14 protein-coding genes are annotated in these 17,870 nt (G+C 69.5%); 4 read left to right on the forward strand and 10 right to left on the reverse strand.

The annotated features are described in order from the left end of the window. Positions 1-196: 196 nt before the first annotated feature. The 3 genes from FRAQA3DRAFT_RS09500 to FRAQA3DRAFT_RS09510 all read right to left on the reverse strand — a co-directional run bounded on the left by FRAQA3DRAFT_RS09500 (position 197) and on the right by FRAQA3DRAFT_RS09510 (position 4,111). On the reverse strand, positions 197-1,828 hold the full coding sequence (locus tag FRAQA3DRAFT_RS09500) for an ABC transporter substrate-binding protein (protein WP_009738839.1): 1,632 nt from the start codon (positions 1,826-1,828) through the stop codon (positions 197-199). Positions 1,829-2,882: 1,054 nt separating this feature from the next. Next, positions 2,883-3,413, reverse strand: coding sequence for an OsmC family protein (locus FRAQA3DRAFT_RS09505; protein ID WP_009738840.1), 531 nt, complete (start codon positions 3,411-3,413; stop codon positions 2,883-2,885). Positions 3,414-3,529: 116 nt separating this feature from the next. Next, the gene (locus FRAQA3DRAFT_RS09510; protein WP_009738841.1) at positions 3,530-4,111 is read right to left on the reverse strand and encodes a TetR/AcrR family transcriptional regulator; all 582 of its coding nucleotides are present in this window, start codon (positions 4,109-4,111) and stop codon (positions 3,530-3,532) included. Between the two features lie 335 nt (positions 4,112-4,446). On the opposite strand from FRAQA3DRAFT_RS09510, the gene FRAQA3DRAFT_RS09515 reads away from it, so the two are divergent. Next, positions 4,447-5,406, forward strand: a complete 960-nt coding sequence (locus FRAQA3DRAFT_RS09515) for a TIGR03564 family F420-dependent LLM class oxidoreductase (RefSeq protein ID WP_009738842.1) — start codon at positions 4,447-4,449, stop codon at positions 5,404-5,406. A gap of 151 nt (positions 5,407-5,557) precedes the next feature. After that, entirely contained in the window at positions 5,558-6,262 is a 705-nt protein-coding gene (locus tag FRAQA3DRAFT_RS09520) for a nitroreductase family protein (protein ID WP_009738843.1), read from the forward strand. Between the two features lie 11 nt (positions 6,263-6,273). On the opposite strand, the gene FRAQA3DRAFT_RS09525 is transcribed toward FRAQA3DRAFT_RS09520, so the two are convergent. Then, a complete protein-coding gene (locus FRAQA3DRAFT_RS09525; RefSeq protein WP_009738844.1) occupies positions 6,274-7,293 on the reverse strand; it encodes an LLM class flavin-dependent oxidoreductase in 1,020 nt (339 codons plus the stop codon). Positions 7,294-7,600: 307 nt separating this feature from the next. Here FRAQA3DRAFT_RS09525 and FRAQA3DRAFT_RS09530 point away from each other — a divergent pair, with 307 nt between their 5' ends. After that, positions 7,601-8,032, forward strand: a complete 432-nt coding sequence (locus FRAQA3DRAFT_RS09530) for a nitroreductase/quinone reductase family protein (protein WP_009738845.1) — start codon at positions 7,601-7,603, stop codon at positions 8,030-8,032. 120 nt (positions 8,033-8,152) lie between these two features. Here the strand turns inward: FRAQA3DRAFT_RS09530 and FRAQA3DRAFT_RS09535 are convergent, their stop codons facing one another. Continuing rightward, entirely contained in the window at positions 8,153-8,980 is an 828-nt protein-coding gene (locus FRAQA3DRAFT_RS09535) for an SDR family NAD(P)-dependent oxidoreductase (protein ID WP_009738846.1), read from the reverse strand. Continuing rightward, on the reverse strand, positions 8,977-10,044 hold the full coding sequence (locus tag FRAQA3DRAFT_RS09540) for a dihydrodipicolinate reductase (RefSeq protein ID WP_009738847.1): 1,068 nt from the start codon (positions 10,042-10,044) through the stop codon (positions 8,977-8,979). The genes FRAQA3DRAFT_RS09535 and FRAQA3DRAFT_RS09540 overlap by 4 nt, the downstream gene beginning before the upstream one ends. 315 nt (positions 10,045-10,359) lie before the next feature. Between FRAQA3DRAFT_RS09540 and FRAQA3DRAFT_RS09545 the strand changes: the two genes are divergently transcribed. Further along, complete coding sequence (locus FRAQA3DRAFT_RS09545; protein ID WP_035920753.1) at positions 10,360-11,004, forward strand: DsbA family oxidoreductase; 645 nt, start codon at positions 10,360-10,362, stop codon at positions 11,002-11,004. A gap of 43 nt (positions 11,005-11,047) precedes the next feature. Here the strand turns inward: FRAQA3DRAFT_RS09545 and FRAQA3DRAFT_RS09550 are convergent, their stop codons facing one another. From FRAQA3DRAFT_RS09550 to FRAQA3DRAFT_RS09565, 4 genes are all read right to left on the reverse strand, one after another. Continuing rightward, a complete protein-coding gene (locus FRAQA3DRAFT_RS09550; RefSeq protein WP_009738850.1) occupies positions 11,048-11,983 on the reverse strand; it encodes an alcohol dehydrogenase catalytic domain-containing protein in 936 nt (311 codons plus the stop codon). Between the two features lie 158 nt (positions 11,984-12,141). Continuing rightward, positions 12,142-12,927, reverse strand: coding sequence for an SDR family NAD(P)-dependent oxidoreductase (locus tag FRAQA3DRAFT_RS09555; protein ID WP_009738851.1), 786 nt, complete (start codon positions 12,925-12,927; stop codon positions 12,142-12,144). A gap of 127 nt (positions 12,928-13,054) precedes the next feature. Then, on the reverse strand, positions 13,055-14,506 hold the full coding sequence (locus FRAQA3DRAFT_RS09560) for a hypothetical protein (RefSeq protein ID WP_035920756.1): 1,452 nt from the start codon (positions 14,504-14,506) through the stop codon (positions 13,055-13,057). An 89-nt stretch (positions 14,507-14,595) separates the two neighbouring features. Continuing rightward, a complete protein-coding gene (locus tag FRAQA3DRAFT_RS09565; RefSeq protein ID WP_157467250.1) occupies positions 14,596-17,418 on the reverse strand; it encodes a DEAD/DEAH box helicase in 2,823 nt (940 codons plus the stop codon). Between the last annotated feature and the right edge of the window lie 452 nt (positions 17,419-17,870).

Below are 17,870 nucleotides of genomic sequence, written 5' to 3' on the forward strand. Positions count from 1 at the left end.
TCGTTGTGTCGGCGGTGCCGGGCTGAAGGTCCACGAAATCATCACCCTGTCGGAGGAATCCGGTCGGAGGAGCCCGGTCGGAGGAACGGGGCCGGGAGTCGGTTAGGTGTCGGCCGGAGCCGCCCCGCCGGGACGACGGCGGGGCGGCTCCGGGCCGGAAACAGTCCAGGCGACCGACGTGGCGTCGGTCCTGGAATCAGGCGGCCAGCCAGGTGTCGTGGAAGATCAGCCGGGACGACGGGTCGAATGTCAGCCCGCGTACCTTCTTGGTCGCCCCGTGTACCTGAGCCAGCTCGAACAGGGGGATGGCGTAGGCATGCTCCACGATCAGCTGCTGGGATTCGGCCACAGCCGCCTTGCGCTGGGTGGGATCAATGGTCGAGGCTTCCTTGTCCAGGGCTGCCTCCAGCGGTCCGGGCCGCAGGAAGCTCCGGTTCGTCTGCTTGGTGGAGTACATGACACGGAGCACGTCGGGGTCGGCTCTGGTGATGTTGTAGAAGAACAGGTCGAAATCGCCGGTCTTCTGTAGCTTGATCAGCTCGCTGCTGCCGAGAAGACGTAGCCGCAGATCGATGCCGATTTTCTTCAGCTGCTGCTGCACCAGCTGAAGAACATCCTTGCCCGGGCCGAAGGACCGACCGAAGACGACGTCGATCGAAAGCCGCTGGCCGTTCTTCGTCCGGATTCCGTCACTACCCGGGACCCACCCGGCCGCGGCCAGGAGGGACTTGGCCCCCTCGGGGTCGTAGGCCAGCTCGGAGCCGAGGTTCTTGTAGTCGGGGGTGGACGCGGCCAGGATGCTGGTCGCGACCTTGTAGTTGGGACTCAGCACCGTCTGCACGATCTCGGCGCGGTCGATCCCCTTCAGTACCGCCTGACGCACCGGCTCCTCGCCGACGAGGGGGCGGGTGACGTTCGCGGAGAGGTTGAACGTGACGCCCGCGTTGCCACGGACGAAGAGGCCGAAGTCGTTGCCGGAGAATCGCCCTTCATCCTGGGGCTGCACGTCGCTGGTCGCGTCGAGCTGGCCCGAGGCGAGGCTCCCGGCGCGGACCTCCGGGTCGGGGATTATTCTGTATTCTATCTTGTCGAGGTATGCCTCGCCGGGCTGGGCCCAGAGCGAGGAGCCCCAGGCGTAGCCCGTCCGCTTGCTGACGATGGCTTCCTGGCGTGGGCGGTAGCTGTCCAGCACGAAGGGCCCGGAGCCGATCAACGAGCCGAGGCAACGTTGATCTGCGGGTTTGGCCACGCTGGCCGGGGCGAGCAGACCGAGGGAGACGGTCGACGACGCCTGGAGGAACTGCGCGCTGGGAGTGTTGAAGTCGATTTTCACGGTGTACGGGTCAACGACCGTGGTGTCGCGGTAGCCAGTAAGGTATGCGCTGGCCAGCTGGGCCTTGAGACCCAGCTTGACGATGGCGTCGAAGTTGGTTTTCACCGCTGCCGCGTCCACCGGGGTGCCGTCGCTGAACGTGGCGTTCCGGCGGAGCCGGAAGGTGAAGCTGGTGGCGTCGGGACTGACGGTCCACGATTCGGCCAGCCAGGGCCTGATAGCGCCGGTTCTGGCATCCTGATCGGTCAGCGAGTCCACCAGCTGGCGTCCGATGTTCAGGCTGGCGCTCAGGCCGGCCTGCTGCGGGTCGAGGCAGTTCGGATCGATTGACACGGCGAATCTCAGGGTGCCGCCGGGCCGGGGCTTGGCGGAGTCGTTCGCGGTGCCGCCGCTGCCTCCGCTCGAGCAGGCCGCGAGCGCCAGGCTGAACGCCAGAGGCAGCGCGATCCATAGCGGCGACCGTCGCCTGCGCCGTATACGGGGATACTGGGGCACCAGTGACCTTTCTATCGCTGTGACAGGGTATCCGAGGTATCCGGGGTACCGAGGTATCCGGGGTACCGGGAAGAAGATCGGCGCATGCCTGACGGCCTATCGCACCATGGTTCGGCTGCAGCCGAAAAAATCACGTCCGGGCGACCGGATTGGCCCTGGCCCGTGATGTCAGCGCCACTTTAGACGCGGCCAAGGCCCGCCAGCTAGAATCTGGCGGCCCGTTGACGTGAAAGAAAAGAAGATCGGGTCGTACCCCGGCCGGCGCTCGCCGAGGTCAACGGGCGTACTGACATCGGTGGACTGCGCGGACGCCTTGCGGATTGCTGTTGAGACAAGTTCGCGTCCGCACCCTGCGTCCCTTCCCTGATCGTCGATGCACACACCGCGGAAAGAGCCCTCGGCGCCGCGGGCCAGCCGCATCGTTTGATAGTGGTGTTTCTTCACAGTACTACTAGGTAAAGAGGGTTCGCAATCTTTTTCTTCAGCTCCGAAGGGCCGCCGGGAGATGTCAGAACTGTGCTCCCGGCCCTGGGCCGCTGTCCCGCGACGCATTTGGTGAACACGTCCCAGGTAAGGCAACGGCCCTCCCCCGTTTCCGGCCGGTGTGGGTAGGCCGTGCGGGGTGCGCGGAGGCACCGGTCTGCCTGGGCGCGCACCTGGCCCGGGCCGAGCTCCAGATCGGGCTGCGGCTCCTGCTGGAACGGTTGCGTGGTCTACGACTGGCGATCGCCCCGGATGAGCCCGCTTCACCGGTGGCCAGAAGATTCAGTGCGCTGGTCTCACTGCCGGTGACCTGCTAAGGCGTTTCGCAGGGGAGGCACCCCGCCACTTCATGTCTGCCTGGACCCCGGGCCCGTGGCTGCCAGGTCTTGCCAAGCCTGTCCCAGCCCGACTCCCGCGCCCACCACCAACTCGCCCCAGCCGGCATCGCTCCTTGACGAAGCCCGTAGGGGCACCATTCCGGCGATGGCACGGACCGGGACCGTCGTGCCGTGGAGCGGCCCGCAGTGGCGCACGGAAACAACGGGCCGGACCGCGCCGGCCGATTTGACCGTCAGGCGGCCAGCACCCGCTCCAACCTTCCCTTAATCGTCTGCGGCTGGATCAGCAGGTTCAGGATCGGGCAGGTCCGTTCCACTTCCCGATACAGATCGGCGATCTGTTCATCCGTTGCCGGGGAGGACAGCCGGACCGTATATTCGAGGTTCTGTGGGTACACCGGGACATCCGGATGGTCAGGTTGGCCGCCACGGGAGTCAAAGGTCGCCGAGACGTCAATGTCGATGGAGTCCAGCGGAACCTCGCGCAACGCCGCCTGAATGAGGAACGTGTGGGTGAGGCAGCTACCCAGCACACCGAGCTGAATCTGTGGCGACGACGGCCCGAGGCTGTGCCCCGCAAGCTCCGGCACACTGTCGCTGATGATCTGGAAATCTCCGATCCTGATGCGCCGGACCCCTGTCCTCCCCTCCGCGCGTACCGTCGCGGCGACCGGGAATAGCTTGACCTCGTCGGCGACAACTTTTTGCCGATGTGCGTGGAGGGCCTCCCGCTTGACCGCGAGGTATTCCCTCAGACCACTCATCTGTAACCACCCTGTCTTTATCCGGGAATGTGAACCGGTGCGGCCATCCGATGCGCGCCCAAGGCCTCAGCCGCGGGCCGGGATACTGGAGAGGCTCGTGACCAGCCGGCCACCGCCTATCGGCGGCGCAGGCCTTCCAACAGATAGCCGAGCAAATCGACCCCCTGACCCGATTCCGTCTCCTCCACGGTCAGCGCGATCGCATTGATCAGCTTCAGAAGGGTGGACATGTCAAGATCTGCCCGCATCGTGCCGTCGCGCTGCGCCCGGGAAAGCAGGACGGCGCCGGCGGCCCGCATGTCCTGACAGGACACAGAAAGCGGTGAGACGCCGTCATGCAGAACCGACATGACTTCCCTCGCCAATCCGCGATATTCGGCGAGGTGAGAGATGAACTGCTGCAACCAGTCGGCAAGCGCATCGTCGGGCGACCCGACCTCGACCAGGTTCACCGCGGAGACCCGCAGCGCCTCAAAATGATCCAGCAGGACGGCCTCGAGGAGCGCCTCGCGGGTCGGGAAGTGCCGGTAGACCGTTCCGGTACCCAGCCCGGCGCGCTTGGCCACCTCATACAGCGAGGCATCGGCTCCCACGTCAGCGAAGACCGCGCGCGCCGCGGTGAGCAGACGCTCACGATTGCGGAGCACATCCGTCCGGACAGGTCGGTCGGCTGACGCAGCCAGCGGCCGAGCCATCATGGCTGCCTCCCCAGTCGCCGCCAAACGGAAAGATCTTCCGTATAGTACCACAGGAATCGAGGGTCCTCCGTAGTCACGACCTCCACCGGGCCGGCGGGGCGCCCCACTCGCTTCCGTCATCACGCCTGATGAAATCCGCGGGTGTACCGCCGTCCACGGCGGCCGGCCTCCGACCACCACCGCCTGGACCCCGCCTCGGTCCGGCACCCCGCACTGCCGCGCCGGACCGGCGGGCAGCTCCGCGGGATCACGACGACAACCGCAGCATCACGAACCGCAGCATCACGAACTGCAGCATCACGAACTGCAGCATCACGACGACAGAGGAGTGGCAGATGGGCATCGGAGTAGCACTGCCTGGGTCACCGGCCGCGTTTGCCGAGGCGCACAACGGCATAGATCTGCTGCTGGAGCGGGCGCACCAGGCAGCGGCGGCCGGAATCGACAGCGTCTGGTTCCCCCAGCGGTTCGACTTCGACGCGATCACGGTCGCCACCCTCGTCGGGAGGGAGGTGCCGGGCATCGAGGTCGGCACCGCCGTCGTCCCCATGTATCCACGTCACCCCCTCGCCGTCGCCATCCAGGCCCAGACGGCACAGGCTGCCAGCAGAGGAAGGTTCACCCTCGGCATCGGGCTGGCCGCCGGCCCCATGGTCGAGCGGATGTTCGACATCCGCTACGAGCGTCCCCTGCGCCATCTGAGGGACTACATCGGCGTCCTCCGGTCGGTCTTCGACACCGGAACGGTGAACGTGCACGGCCCGACACTGACCGCCGACTTCACCGGGACCCCGGTCAGCGCGCACCTGCCCGGCGCGCGACCCGCGGTGCCGATCCTGGTCGCCGCGATGGGTCCCCAGGCGCTGCGGGTCGCCGGGGAGCTGGCTGACGGCACCGTCCCCCTGTTCGCCGGTCCCAAGACGTTGGCGAACTATCTGGTGCCCACGATCAGGGAGGCTGCCCGTTCCGCCGGCCGGCCGCAACCGCGGATTGTGGCCGAGGTGCCGACCGTCGTCACCGCGCATCCGGCCGCGGCCCGGGAGGCCGCCCGGCAGACGCTGGCGCTGTTCGGCAACGTCCCCTCCTACCGGGCCGTGCTCGACCGGGAGGGAGCGGCGCATCCGGCCGATGTGGCTCTGATCGGGGACGAGGACGAGGTGGCCGAGGGTGTGCAGCGTTATTTCGACGCCGGTGCCACCGATGTGGTGCTGACCCGATCCGAGCTGCGCTCGGCGGAGGACGTGCACCGCACCTGGCAGCTGGCCGGCGAGCTGGCCCGGCAGCGTCACGGTTGATCCGGGGCGACTGACCGCGCGCTCGAGGACATGCCGGCACAGACCATGCCATTGTAAAACGGAAGATCATTCCGTATCGTGACACCCGATCGGCACGGAACCGAGGTCCGGCGCCTCGGGGCCCGTCCACAGACCTGCGGAGGAGACGATCATGGATGTGCGCGAAGCGCTGTACACGACCCGCACAATGCGGCGAGTGAAGCCCGATCCCATACCCCTGTCGGTCCAGGAACGCATCATGGACGCCGCCGTTCGGGCGCCCAACGGCGGGAACCTGCAGAAGTGGCGCTTCATTCTCGTCGATTCCCCCGAGGTCAAGGCCGTCCTCGGCCCTCTCTACCGCGACGCGGTGGCGCGTGGCCTGCAGGGCTACTACGGCGACGCGGCGGCAATCGCCACCAGCACTCCCGACTCGGAGGAGGGCGTACTCGCCAGGCGGATGGTGCGCTCGGCGAACTGGCTGGCGGACAATTTCGAACAGGTGCCGCTGTTCCTGTTCGCGCTCATTCCAGCGACCAAGTCCGTGGGTTCGGTGTTTCCGGCTGTCTGGAGCGCGATGCTGGCCGCTCGCGCCGAGGGCGTCGGCGCGTCGCTGACCACGATGCTCGGTGTCGGCCACGGCCTGGAGACGCTTGCCGCGCTGGGGGTGCCCTTCGAGGAGAACTGGATCAACGCGTGTTGCGTCTCCTTCGGTTACCCGACCGGGCGCTGGGCGGTCGCGCGTCGAGAACCCCCGCAATCAGTGACGTATCGCAACCGTTGGCTCGCGCCGAGTGGGTTCCACGGCACCGGCCCGCTGTGGCCCGACGGCGCCCCGGCTGCGGCCATTGAGCCAGATCCCGCCGGCGCGCCGTAGTCCGCGCCGGCTCAGGCCACCTGGCGCCAGGCGTCGGCGAGTGCGGTGAAGCTGTCCCGGCGGCGCTCGCGGTCCAGGCTCGGGGTGACGATGACGATCTCGTCGACCTGGGCTTCCTGCTTGAGCTCCAGCAGCCGCCCGGCGACGGCCTTCGGCTCGCCGGTCACCATCCGGCCGTCGTCGCCGCGGGCTGCACGGAACTGCGGGGACCGGGCGAACGCACGCACGTCCTCCGGCCGCAGCGGCTCGCGGATCCCCCGGGTGATGTTCTGGATCGTCAGGGTCCAGGCCGCCTCGAACTCTCCGATCGCCTCGGAGTCGTCGCTGGCGAAGGCCAGCACGGACATCGCCGAGTACGGCGTCGCGCCCTCGGTGCGCGGAGTGAACTCACGCCGGTAGGCCCGTAGCGCCTCGACCGCGAGGTCCGGGCTCATGTGGTGGGCGAACACGGCGCTCAGGCCGTTGACGGCGGCGAACCGCGGGCCGTAGGGGCTCGAGCCCAGCACGAACAGCTCGGGCCGCTCCTCGACCAGCGGCGCGGCCACGAGCTGCGCGTAGGGATGACCGCCGGGGAAGCCGTCGCCGAGGAACGCCAGCAGCTCGCCGACCTGCCCGGGGAACTCCGCGCTCGGGTCGTTGGCCACCCCCCGGCGCAGCACGTGGGCCGTCAGCGGGTCGGTCCCCGGCGCCCGACCGAGCGCGAGGTCGATCCGCCCGGGATACATCGCCAGCAGCGTCCGGAACGTCTCGGCGACCTTGAACGGCGCATGGTTGGGCAGCATGATCCCGGCCGCACCGACCCGGATCCGCGACGTGTGCGCGCCGACGTGGGCGGTCAGCAGCTCCGGGGCGCTGCACGCCAGGCTGGTCATGTTGTGGTGCTCGGAGACCCAGTACCGCCGGTACCCGGCCGCCTCGACGGCCTGGGCGATGCTCACCGCACCGGCGATCGCGGCGCTCGGACTCTCGCCGTGCTCGATCCCGACGAAGTCGAGAACCGCCAGCGGAAGGACGTCGTCAGCAACACTCACCTCCAGCTCAATCCCCCGCCGCCCGGCCGCATTCCCCCGGCGGCCACGTGTGCCCCCGACGGGCCGTCGGCGGCGGCCTCCCGCCGGTCCCGGCATGGTTGGAGCCCGCACCGGTACCGGCCGGATGCGGCGGACCTCGGGCCATGGTGCGTGGGCCATGGTGCGTGGGCCGGCAGGAAGAAGGTCCCGCGGAGTCGGACCTGGCTCGTCCCGTATTCAGAATGCCCGGTCGGGTGGCGAAAACGCCCGCTTGGGCGATGAACCGACCCGATCTTCGGGTACCAGCCGGGAAAAGAAAGCGGAAACGATGAGCAAGAAGACCTTCACCGCCCAGGACATCGAGGACTACATCACCGAGTACCGGGCCACCGGCGGCAAGCCGACCGGCAGGTTCGAGGGGCCCACCCGGCTGCTGTTGCACAGCGGCCACGATGCCGACGGCAAGCCGCACATCGTGCCACTGAGCTACTTCCCCGACCAGGACCGTTGCGTGGTGCTGGCCATCAATGACGGCCTCGACACCGATCCGCGGTGGCTGCGGCACCTGCGCGCGAATCCGGAGGTCACCGCCGAGATCGGCAGCGACACCGTTCGGCTGACGGCCACCGAGATTCACGGCGCGGAGCGCGACGCCATCTACGCGCGCCACGCCGAGACCTACCCGGTCCTCCTGGAGTTCCAGTCGGCCACGACCCGGGTCATCCCGGTCGTCGCGCTCGCTCCCACCGGCAGCGCCTGACCCGTTCCACCGCCCCACCCGCCGGCACGAGCGTGCGGCCGCGGCTGCACCGCACGCTCGGCCGGCACCACCGGTGTCGCCGCCTCGCTCCGCCCCCGGCCGGGAGCGAGGCGGCGCAGGTCAGTCGCCGAGGGCGGCGGCGCTCGCCGTGTCGGGCATCTCCAGGTGACAGGTGAGTCCGCCGTCGATCGGCAGCAGGACGCCGGTGATGAACGAGCCCTCGTCGGAGGCAAGGAACACCGCCCCGCTCGCGATGTCGCTGGAAAGCCCGAGCCGGGGCAGCATGATCGTCTTGCGGACGGGCGCCATCAGCTTCTCGTTCGCGACCATCTTCGTCATCTCTTCGCCGCCGGTGTTCGTGAAGCCGACGATGATGGCGTTCGAGCGGATGCCGAACTGGCCGTAATCCACTGCGAGCTGCCTGGTGAGCGAGTTGATCGCACCCTTGGAGGCCTGGTAACTCGGGCGTCCGGTGATCGACAGGACGCTGGAGGCCGCGGAGATGTTGATGATCGCGCCGCCGCCCGCCGCGATGAGGTGCGGAATGGCGTACTTCGCCGCCCAGAACGTCCCGTACAGGCCGATGCGGACGATCTCGTCGAAGACGTCGGTGCTGACGTCCGCGACCTTGGTGTCGGGCCTTCCGGGCCCGGTGAGGTGCGTCGCCGCCGCATTGTTGACGACGGTCGTCAGCGAACCGTAGGTGGACACCGCCAGGTCGACCGCCGCGCGGACGTCGTCCTCCGACGCCGCGCTGCCGGCCGCGAACGTGACGTTCTCCCCGCGGGCCTTCGCCTCCTGTTCGATCTCCTTGCCGGCGTCCACCGATCGGCCGGTGAAGACCACGGACGCGCCCTCCCGGGCGAACCGCTCGACGAACTCCCGGCCGATGCCTCGGGTGCCGCCCGTGATGAGGGCGACCTTGCCGGACAGCCGCTGCGCGCTCACGCCTGCAGCGCCGCGGACGCCACGCCGACCGGCGCGGGCAGATCGAGCACCGTGACCCAGCCGGTCTTCTGCGCGGCGGCGACGCGGGGCAGGCAGGCGACCGCGCGCGCGGCGTTGAGGGCGGCGACGTGGTCGGGACCGTCGTGCGAGCCGGGCAGGCCGAACTGCAGCTCGATCGACGGGCTTCCGTCGACGACGACGCGCCAGTTGGGCTCGTTGATGTCGCTGCGCCAGTCGTCGCCCAGGCCGAGCACGGCGCTCTGCTCGTTGACGAGTTCGTAGAACGGCTTGCCGTTCGAGTAGGCGGTCAGCGTCCATCGGGCCCCGGCGACGTGTCCCTTCGGGATGACCAGGCCGCTGGGCTGCAGCGTGATGTCCTCCGGCGCCGCCCCGAACTCCTTCTTCGTCAGCTTGGTGCCGTCATACGGAATGCCGAGGGCCTGCGCGACGATCTGCGCGGACTGGCCGATGCACCACTGCCAGGACGCGTCCGCGAAGGAGAGCTCGCCGTCGAGGTCCACGTGGTCGGGGATCTCCTGGCCGAAGCCGAGGAACTCGCCGAGCTGGTAGGCCGACGGGTAGTTCGGGACGTGGTCCTTCTGCCAGGCGCGCACGAACGTCACGTCGGCGCTGTAGCCGGTGGCGAACAGCGGCAGGACGTCGCTGATCAGGCCGGGGATGTTGCCGCCGGCGATCAGGGCGGAACCGCCCTCCTCGCCGGCGGCCTGAATCAGGTCGTACGACGGCTCACTCGGCAGGAACCAGCCGCCGTGGCTGGAGTAGACGCTGGTGCCCGCGCGCAGGAACCTCGCGATCAGTTCGGGCTGCCAGTCGATGCCGTGCCACGCGAGGACGTCCGCCTTCAGCGCGATCAGCGCGTCGACGTCGCGGGTGGCGATGACCCCCGTGGGGGGAATCCCGACGATGTCGCCGGCGTCCTTACCATCCTTGTCCTCGCTGTGCACGAGAACCCCGACGAGCTCGAACGCCGGGTTGCCCTGCACGAGCCGCACCACCGTGCTCCCGACCCCGCCTGTGTAGCCGACAACCACCCGTAACGCCATGCGTCGCCTCCGCGTTCACCTCTGCGCGTCCAACTGGACGTGCCGAGGGTCACATGCGGCGGCCAGCACAGTCAACCGGCCGATCAGGAAGCTGAACAGCCGTACAGCCGGCGCACCGCCGGCACCGGCGCCCGCGCGCACGCCCACGCCCACGCCCACGTCCACGTCCGGCACGGAATCTCTTCGTCGGACGTGTTGTTCACTTCGGGCGACGGTGGACGGCAGGGCTGCCGGCCGGGCTTGGTGCGCCCGCCGGCCGCGGGGGTCTGACAGCCCCGAGACAGGCCCGTGACGAGGAGGGTGACGGTCGGACGCATGCGCGTGGACATCTGGAGTGACGTCGTCTGCCCCTGGTGCTACATCGGCAAGGCGCGGTTCGAGCGGGCGCTGGCCGGATTCGCGCACCGCGACGAGGTGAGCGTGGTGTTCCACTCCTACGAGCTGGACCCGGCCCTGCCCCGCGGCGAGTCCGGCCCCCTGCGCGAGGCACTGGCCCGCAAGTTCGGGCGCCCGGTCGAGGAGATCACGGCGATGGAGAACCGCGTCGCCGACGCCGCCCGAGGAGAGGGGCTGGAGTACACCGCGGACCGGCGCAGCGGGAACACCTTCGACCTGCACCGGCTGCTGCACCTGGCGACCGACGCCGGCCGGCAGGCCGAGGCGGTCAGCGCCCTGAACGCGGCGCACTTCGGCGCGGGCCGGCCGGTGTTCGACTCCGAGACCGCCGTCGAGGTGTTCACCGCCGCCGGGCTCGACGCCGCCGAGGTCACCCGGGTATGGGCCGGTGACGACTACGCCGACGCGGTGCGCGCCGACGAACGCGCCGCCCGCGATCTCGGCATCACCGGGGTGCCGTTCTTCGTCCTCGACGACGCCTTCGGCGTCTCCGGCGCGCAGCCCGTCGAGCTGTTCACCCAGGCTCTCGACCAGGCCTGGGCGCACCACCGGTCCGCCGCCTGACCCCGACCGGAACCGGCGGACGGGCGACCGTCCGCCGGCACTGTCATCGGACGGCCACGGTGCGCCCCTCGGCCTCGCCCCGGCGCAGGCGCTCGAGCCCGTCGGGGACGGCGTCGAAGCCGATGGTGGAGATGATCGGGTCGAGCTCGCCCGAGGCCAGCAGGGCGTAGACCGCGACCAGGTCCTCCTTGGTGGCGCCGAGGGTGCCGCGCAGCTCCAGCCGGCGCACCACCAGGTCGACGATGCTGATGGTCGTCTCCGGCCGGCCCGCGCCGACCTGCACGACCCGGCCGCCGGGGCGGGCCGCGCTCAGGGCGAGTCGCGTCGTGTCGACGCCGGCGAAGTCGAACACGACGTCGAGGCCGAGGCCGGCGAACCGGCCCGCGTCGGTGGTGAACGACGCGGCGCCCAGCTCGTTCGCCGTCTTCTCCAGATCGGTCCGGACGTCGGTGACGTGGACCTCGCCGCCGAGCAGCACGGCCACCCGGGCACCGATCTGGCCGAGCCCGCCGAGCCCGATCACGCCGACGCGCGTGCCGGCGGTGACCTCGCCGACCGCGCTCACCGCGTGGTAGGCGGTCGTGCCGGCGTCGGTGGCCGCGGCCGCGGCCGCGTAGTCGACGGCGGCGGGAACCGGCACGAGCTCGTCGACCTGCGCCAGCGCCCGCTCGGCGTAGCCGCCGTCGCGGCCCACCCCGGGTCCGTCGTGCAGGACCGGGGCGATCCCGACCCGGTCGCCGACCGCGAAGCCGGTGACGCCGGCGCCGAGTTCGGCGACCACGCCCGCTATCTCGTGGCCGAGCACGATCGGGACGTGCGACGGCATGCCCGGCACCTCGCCGTTGATGAAGGAGATGTCCGTGTGGCACAGCCCGGCCGCGTGGATGTCCACGACCACCTGGCCGGGCCCCGCCACGGGGTCGGGAATCTCCACCGGCCGCAGGGGCTCACCCGTCGCCACGAAGTGCCACGCCTTCATCACGGTTCTCCTTTTCACTCGCCGCCGCAGCGCTGGAACTGGGCGCCTGGCGCCCCTATTCCCGCTGGTGGGAAGGCCGACCAGGCCTCACGTCACGGAGACAGCAGGGGCACGAACCGACCGGGCTGCGGCGGGAATCAGGAGTAGGGCGACGGGAATCAGGAGTAGAGCGGGAAGCCGCCGGTGACCTTGAGCGTCTCGCCGGTGACGAAACCGCCCTCGGCCGAGCACAGGTAGATCAACGCCGCGACGATGTCGGCGACGCGGCCCTGGCGATGGATGAGCTGGCGCTGGTCGATGATGTCCCGGACGAGCTCCGCGGGCAGGTCGGCCATCGCGCTCTCGGTGTCCATGAGCCCGGGTGAGATCGCGTTCACCCGGATGTTGTCGGGCGCGAACTCGGTGGCGAACGCGACCGTCAGGCCACGGACGGCCAGCTTCGACACGGCGTACGGCGACGTTCCGATGTGCGACGCCATCGACGAGATGTTGATGATAGAGCCGCCACCCCTGGCCGCCATCGACGGCCGGGCGGCGAGCGAGCAGTTCACGACGCCCATGACGTTCACGTCGAACAGCTCGCGCACGTCGTCGCGGGCCAGCGTCTGGAACGGCAGGTTGTACCGGGTGAGGTGCCGGCCCGCGTTGTTGATCAGAATGTCGATCCCGCCGAAGTGCTCGACGGCCCGGGCCACCGCCGCGTCGACCGTGTCCTCGGCGGCGACGTCGCAGCGCACGGGTAACACCGTGTGCCCGGCCTCGCCGAGGGCGGCGGCGGAACGCTCGGCCGCCGCGGCGTCGATGTCGGCGAGCACGACCGAGGCCCCGCGTTCGGCGAGCTCCCGGGCGAACGCGAGGCCGAAGCCGGCCGCGCCGCCGGTGATGAAGGCGACGCGGCCGTCGAAGCGGCGGGCGGGCTCGTGGGTGCCTGACGGTGCGGTCATCGCATGGACCTCCGGTGCCGGGACGTTTCTGACGGAATCGTCAGGAGATGCTAGCGCCCGCTCGCCGCACGGCCGGCTACCAAATGCGGCCGTGATGCATCCCCGTTGCGCCGCCCAATCGCTTGACTCACAGCCCCTGGAGCCGTGAAAGGCCCTGGCTTGGTACCGGGAGTACGGGGCGGCGACGGATGTGCGGCTGGCCGGGGATGCGGCCGGGGCCGAGGGAGTACAGGGTCGGTTCGGTGCTGTCCCAGCCGGCGAGGCGGTGCACCTCCCAGCGGATGTCGCCGGCGAGGGCTTCGAGCTGCGCGGGGGCGTAGGAGCTGAGCACGGGGGCGGTCGCGTCCGGGGCGGTGCCGTCGGGCTCTCCGACGACCAGATCGATCCTGATGCCGGCCAGCGTCTTCAGCCCGAAGTGGTCGGCGAGTAGATCGGCGTTCGCTGTTGCCCAGAGCCAGTAGTCGAGTCCCTGCAGGACCAGGAACTCGTCGTCGCCGATCTTGGTCTCGATCACGTGCAGGCGGTCCGTCTCATCGACGGTGACGAAGTCGATGTATCCGGTTCGTCCGCCGGGGCGGCGCGCCGGCATCTCCCGTTCCAGCCGACGGGCTGCCCCCCGACCGATCGTGTCCCAGTGGTTGGACAGGGATGCCTGGAGACGATGTTCGGCATGGCCGGAATCCCGGTTTCCCAGCCGGTCGGCGATACCCGTCTCGACCAGCGCCCGGATCCGGGCCGCGGCGGCTCGGTCCAACGGGCCGTTCAGGGACACGGTGAGCGGGGGGGTGTCCTCGGGTCTCGGCTTCGTGCGGTTGACGCCGGCCACGAGGTCGACGCCGGATCGGGACCGCCTGATGCTGAGGAGTTGGCGGCCGGCGCAGTGCCAGGCACGGTAGCTGCCTCGATGCGCCGGGACGAGGCCGGGATGTTGGTCGGCCCAGGACATTAGATCCCCGACCCACGCGCCACGGGCACCGAGGTCGTGTTTTCCCCCGCGCAGCGCGGTCTCTCGTAGCTGGGTGAGAACATCGGATCGGTCGGCCGAGGGGACCCGCGACACGGTGGCGCCGTCGTGCGTCCAGACGGTGACGGGTTGGTCGAGGTAGGCGATGCGGCAGGCAGTGGCCGCTTCGGCGCCGGCGGGCAGCACCACGGCAAGCTCACGGCCTGGCGTGTGAGCGATGCCGTAGGCGAGCGCGGAGTCCACCGTGGCGGCGTCCTCGCCACCTCCGACGAGGACAGCCAGTGTCGTGGCATCAGCGAAGAACACCAGCGCCGATGACAGGGGGAAACCCGGACACGTGTACGGCTCGGTGGGCAGGTTGGCGGTTTCGGCTAGCAGCTTCGCCCGGGACCGGAACTGCGCGCGCCGCGCCGCGGCACGCTGCGCCGACATCGTCACCGGCGTCGCCGCCGGCCCGGCCCCGGACGTCGAAGCGGTGAGGAGAGCCCTGGCCGCCGCGGCGAGGTCGGCCGCGGTCTCCTCGGGCCCGGGCTGATGGTGCCCCTGCCGCGTGGCCATGGTCCCGCGAGGACCGATCGCGAGGTCACCATGCTCGTCCCAGGAGCTTCCCGTCATGACCCACATCATGCCGGGCAGCTCCGACAGGCCGGAGCAAGCCTCAGTAAGCACCCGCGAAGGACGGTGGCCGGATCGTTGCGCGGCGGTCAGTCGTGGGTCCTGAAGCGTTCGAGAAGCGAGCCGAGGGCGTGGTCGTGCAGATCGGAGTCCGGCCAGAGCGCTTCCAGCCTGCGGAACTCGCCATTGTGACCCTGGCCGGGCAGGAGGTGGTGGAGCAGTTCGTGCCAGAGCAGGAACTCCAACACGGCGTCCGGCACCTGCTCGGGAGGTACGCAGAGCAGCCGGTTCACGCGGATGACGGGTGTGCCTCTGAACCGGCCGCCGATGCGAGGACTCCAGTATGCCCATGCGTGTCGGATGGGCTTTCGGGTCCATTCCACCGGCGGTACGAACCTCAGGAGCTCGACCAGTTCACCTTCCTCGGCCAACAGACTCTGGCCCGTGGTGACGACCCCGCGGAGCAGGGTGGGGAGATCGCGGTCATCGAGCCGCACCAGCGGCACCCGCCCGCCACGAGAATGAGATGAGGATGGCGCGACATGTTCCGGGTTGAAGTCGCGACCAGCACGCTCCGAAAGGGAAAACGCCTCCTGCTCGACGGCCTCACAGAAGGACTGGAAACTCGGGACGGCTATGCTCGCCAAACCATTCTCATATCGGTTCCGCAACCACGCCTGCCGCTGCCTGACCGTCATTGCGGGCAGATCGAGCAGCGCCTCGGCCACCGTCCGGACACTGAACACGGCGCGTCTGTCGACGAAGGGCGGGGCTGCCTCATAGGTCTTGACGTAGTCCACGACGGCACGTACATCGGCACGGACCGGCCGGGGCACCGGCAGGTCGTCGAACAGGTCGACGGGCGACCGCGAATCTGGCTTCGTACCGTTCAGGTAGATGTCGATCAGATCGGTGAACCGTTCGCGGGTATGTTCGCAGACGGGGACGTTGACCTCGCCGAGCTCGTAGTAGCCGACCAGCACGGTGCTGGTCATCGGGACCAGGCCGGTGTGGTTCCCGATCCGTTCCGCGTAGGAACGAAGCACCCGGTACAGAACGTCCTGGGGTATCGGCTGCCCGGTCACCTCGTCGGGTACCCGCGGCAGGCGATATCCGGTCCCCTCCATGCCGCCCGCCGGCGCCTCCGAGATCGGGATCTCCAGCGGCGCGAGTACGTCGATGCCGTCATCCCAGCGGTCCCGGAGGTCCACGACGTGCGCGAGATCGTCGCCTCCGCTCTCGGTGCCGCGCAGGACCCGGCCGACCATCTGGTGCATCAACACCCGGCTACGGGTCGGGCGCGAGAGGAGGGCGGTGCGCGCGTCGGGCAGGTCCACCCCCTCGGTCAGCATGCCGACGCTGACCAGCACACAGCTCCCTTTCTCCTTGCGGAACCACTCCAGGATGACCTCGCGGGCGAGCATCGAACGGCTGTGCACCACCTGAACCTGGGCGCCACGGCTCGAGAACAGCGCACCGAGACGTTCGGCGTGTTCGATGTCGACCGCGAACACCAAGGTCTTGCCCCACTGCTCCCGCCGCGCCAACCAGGTGTCGACGACGAGGCGGTTGCGGTGCTCCTGGTCGAGCCGGCGCAGCACCGCCGGCGGCAGGTCACGATCCCCGAGAAGGCGCCGTTCGTCGTCGGTGAGTTCCGGTCGTTCGCCGGTGTCGACGGTGTGAAAGACCGGCCGCGCCAGCACGCCTGAGCCCATGAGATCCCGCGCCGCGAGGTCGACGACCCGTACCGGGAAGCGGTCGCGCAGCCGCTTCGCCGCACCGGCTCCCGACGGCCACGGGGTGGCGGTCAGTCCGACGAGCACCGGATCCGCCACCGCCGTGACGAAGTCGAGCAGCTCGGCATACGTCGGGGCAACCGCATGATGCGCCTCGTCCACGACGACGACACACGGCCGCTCCAGGAAGCGCGCGAGCCGCTTGCGGGCGGCATCCTTGGCACGGCCGCCGGCCAGGCTCGCTCGGGTGACAACGGCAACATCAAGATCGGGGTCGGCGAGACTCGTCGGTGGGCTCGCATTGTTGTGAATGCGGCGCAGCACCCGCTCGAAGGACACCGGCATGCCGCGGGCAAGCTCCACCATGGTCCGCGCCGCTTGCTCCACAAGCTCCTGCTGGTCAGCGATCCAGAGAACCCTCAGCTGGCGCTCGGCGTACATCCTGTCGAGCAGCCAGCGAACCGCCGTGTAGGTCTTGCCAGCGCCCGTCGGCAGGACAAGCAGGCCCGAGCGGGCGGTGCCATCGACGCCGCGGGCCAGTTCGTCCAGCTTCCGCCACGCCGACCGCTGGAACGGAAACGGCGTGCGAGGATCGTCCCGACCTTCGCCTACGAGCAGCCAGGACGAACCGTCTCGCTCGCCCGCGGGCGTCTCCTCGCCGCGCACCGGCATGGCCCTGCGGTGATCCTCGAGAAACCCGGCCCGAAGGCTCGCCCGCAAGCCGTTCGTCCGGTTCCGCCGGCGCAGAAACGCGATCCGTTCCGCGGTCGAGTCCAGGCGCGCGGTCCGGGCCTCGCCGGACAACGAAAGCTGAACCATCTCGGCCATGTTCCGGACGACCGCGGGATCGGCGTGCAGCAGCCAGCGGTCGCGCAAGACGTCCACGAGCGCGTTCACCTGCAGGTGCCGAGGGTTCAGCCGGGGCCCCAGAACGCGCTGCGCCCAGTCCGACAGCTCCGCGCCGCCCAGCCGTGCGAGCCTCTCGGCGTCCTCCGACCGACCGCTGTCGGTGTAGACGGCACCCAGCATCTCACGCAGAAGCCCCGGCTCCACCTCGTCCCACGTGAACCGACGACGCAACCGCGGACCGTCCGACACGTACCCGCCCCCGCCCTCGTAGCCAGCCGCCCGATACGCACCGACACTATCGGGGCCTCGGATTGGAGCGGTGTCCACGTACCTCGGGTACGGAGGATTACTCGGACAGTCGCTGACGGGTGCCAGCCGGAATCGACCACCGAAGATCATTCGACCAGGTCGAGAGCTTCATGCCAGTGTCTGGTGGATCGAAGGCACCGGCAGGAGAACCGTCCGATCCTGGCCGAGAATTCTCCCAGTCACTGGACATCCAGCTACCACTCCGCGAAAGGGCGGCGGAATGTCGCCCGGCATCGGACCCCCTCCAGAGGATGCCGTGTCCGTGGCCGCCGGGCCGGCTCGCCGAGCCATCACCACGAGCAGGTGGAAGGTCATAGTGGAAGGTCCTGAATGACGACGATCAGACGGCTGCGTGAGTTGCCCTATGCGGCGAAGGTGCTTGCTGGCCACCAATGCCGTGAGCGCTCTGGGCGGCGGCCTGGTGCTGCCATTCTTGTGGATTTACCTCACCGAGGCCCGGCATCCGGACA

It is taken from the genome of Frankia sp. QA3 (assembly GCF_000262465.1).
Taxonomy (GTDB): domain Bacteria; phylum Actinomycetota; class Actinomycetes; order Frankiales; family Frankiaceae; genus Frankia.

Bases quoted from the DNA above. Each gene is read 5' to 3' on its own strand.
- FRAQA3DRAFT_RS09545 (WP_035920753.1), top strand. From the start codon at position 10,360: ATGCGCGTGGACATCTGGAGTGACGTCGTCTGCCCCTGGTGCTACATC.
- FRAQA3DRAFT_RS09505 (WP_009738840.1), bottom strand. From the start codon at position 3,413: ATGAGTGGTCTGAGGGAATACCTCGCGGTCAAGCGGGAGGCCCTCCAC.
- FRAQA3DRAFT_RS09515 (WP_009738842.1), top strand. From the start codon at position 4,447: ATGGGCATCGGAGTAGCACTGCCTGGGTCACCGGCCGCGTTTGCCGAG.
- FRAQA3DRAFT_RS09520 (WP_009738843.1), top strand. From the start codon at position 5,558: ATGGATGTGCGCGAAGCGCTGTACACGACCCGCACAATGCGGCGAGTG.
- FRAQA3DRAFT_RS09530 (WP_009738845.1), top strand. From the start codon at position 7,601: ATGAGCAAGAAGACCTTCACCGCCCAGGACATCGAGGACTACATCACC.
- FRAQA3DRAFT_RS09540 (WP_009738847.1), bottom strand. From the start codon at position 10,044: ATGGCGTTACGGGTGGTTGTCGGCTACACAGGCGGGGTCGGGAGCACG.
- FRAQA3DRAFT_RS09555 (WP_009738851.1), bottom strand. From the start codon at position 12,927: ATGACCGCACCGTCAGGCACCCACGAGCCCGCCCGCCGCTTCGACGGC.
- FRAQA3DRAFT_RS09510 (WP_009738841.1), bottom strand. From the start codon at position 4,111: ATGATGGCTCGGCCGCTGGCTGCGTCAGCCGACCGACCTGTCCGGACG.
- FRAQA3DRAFT_RS09560 (WP_035920756.1), bottom strand. From the start codon at position 14,506: ATGACGGGAAGCTCCTGGGACGAGCATGGTGACCTCGCGATCGGTCCT.
- FRAQA3DRAFT_RS09550 (WP_009738850.1), bottom strand. From the start codon at position 11,983: ATGAAGGCGTGGCACTTCGTGGCGACGGGTGAGCCCCTGCGGCCGGTG.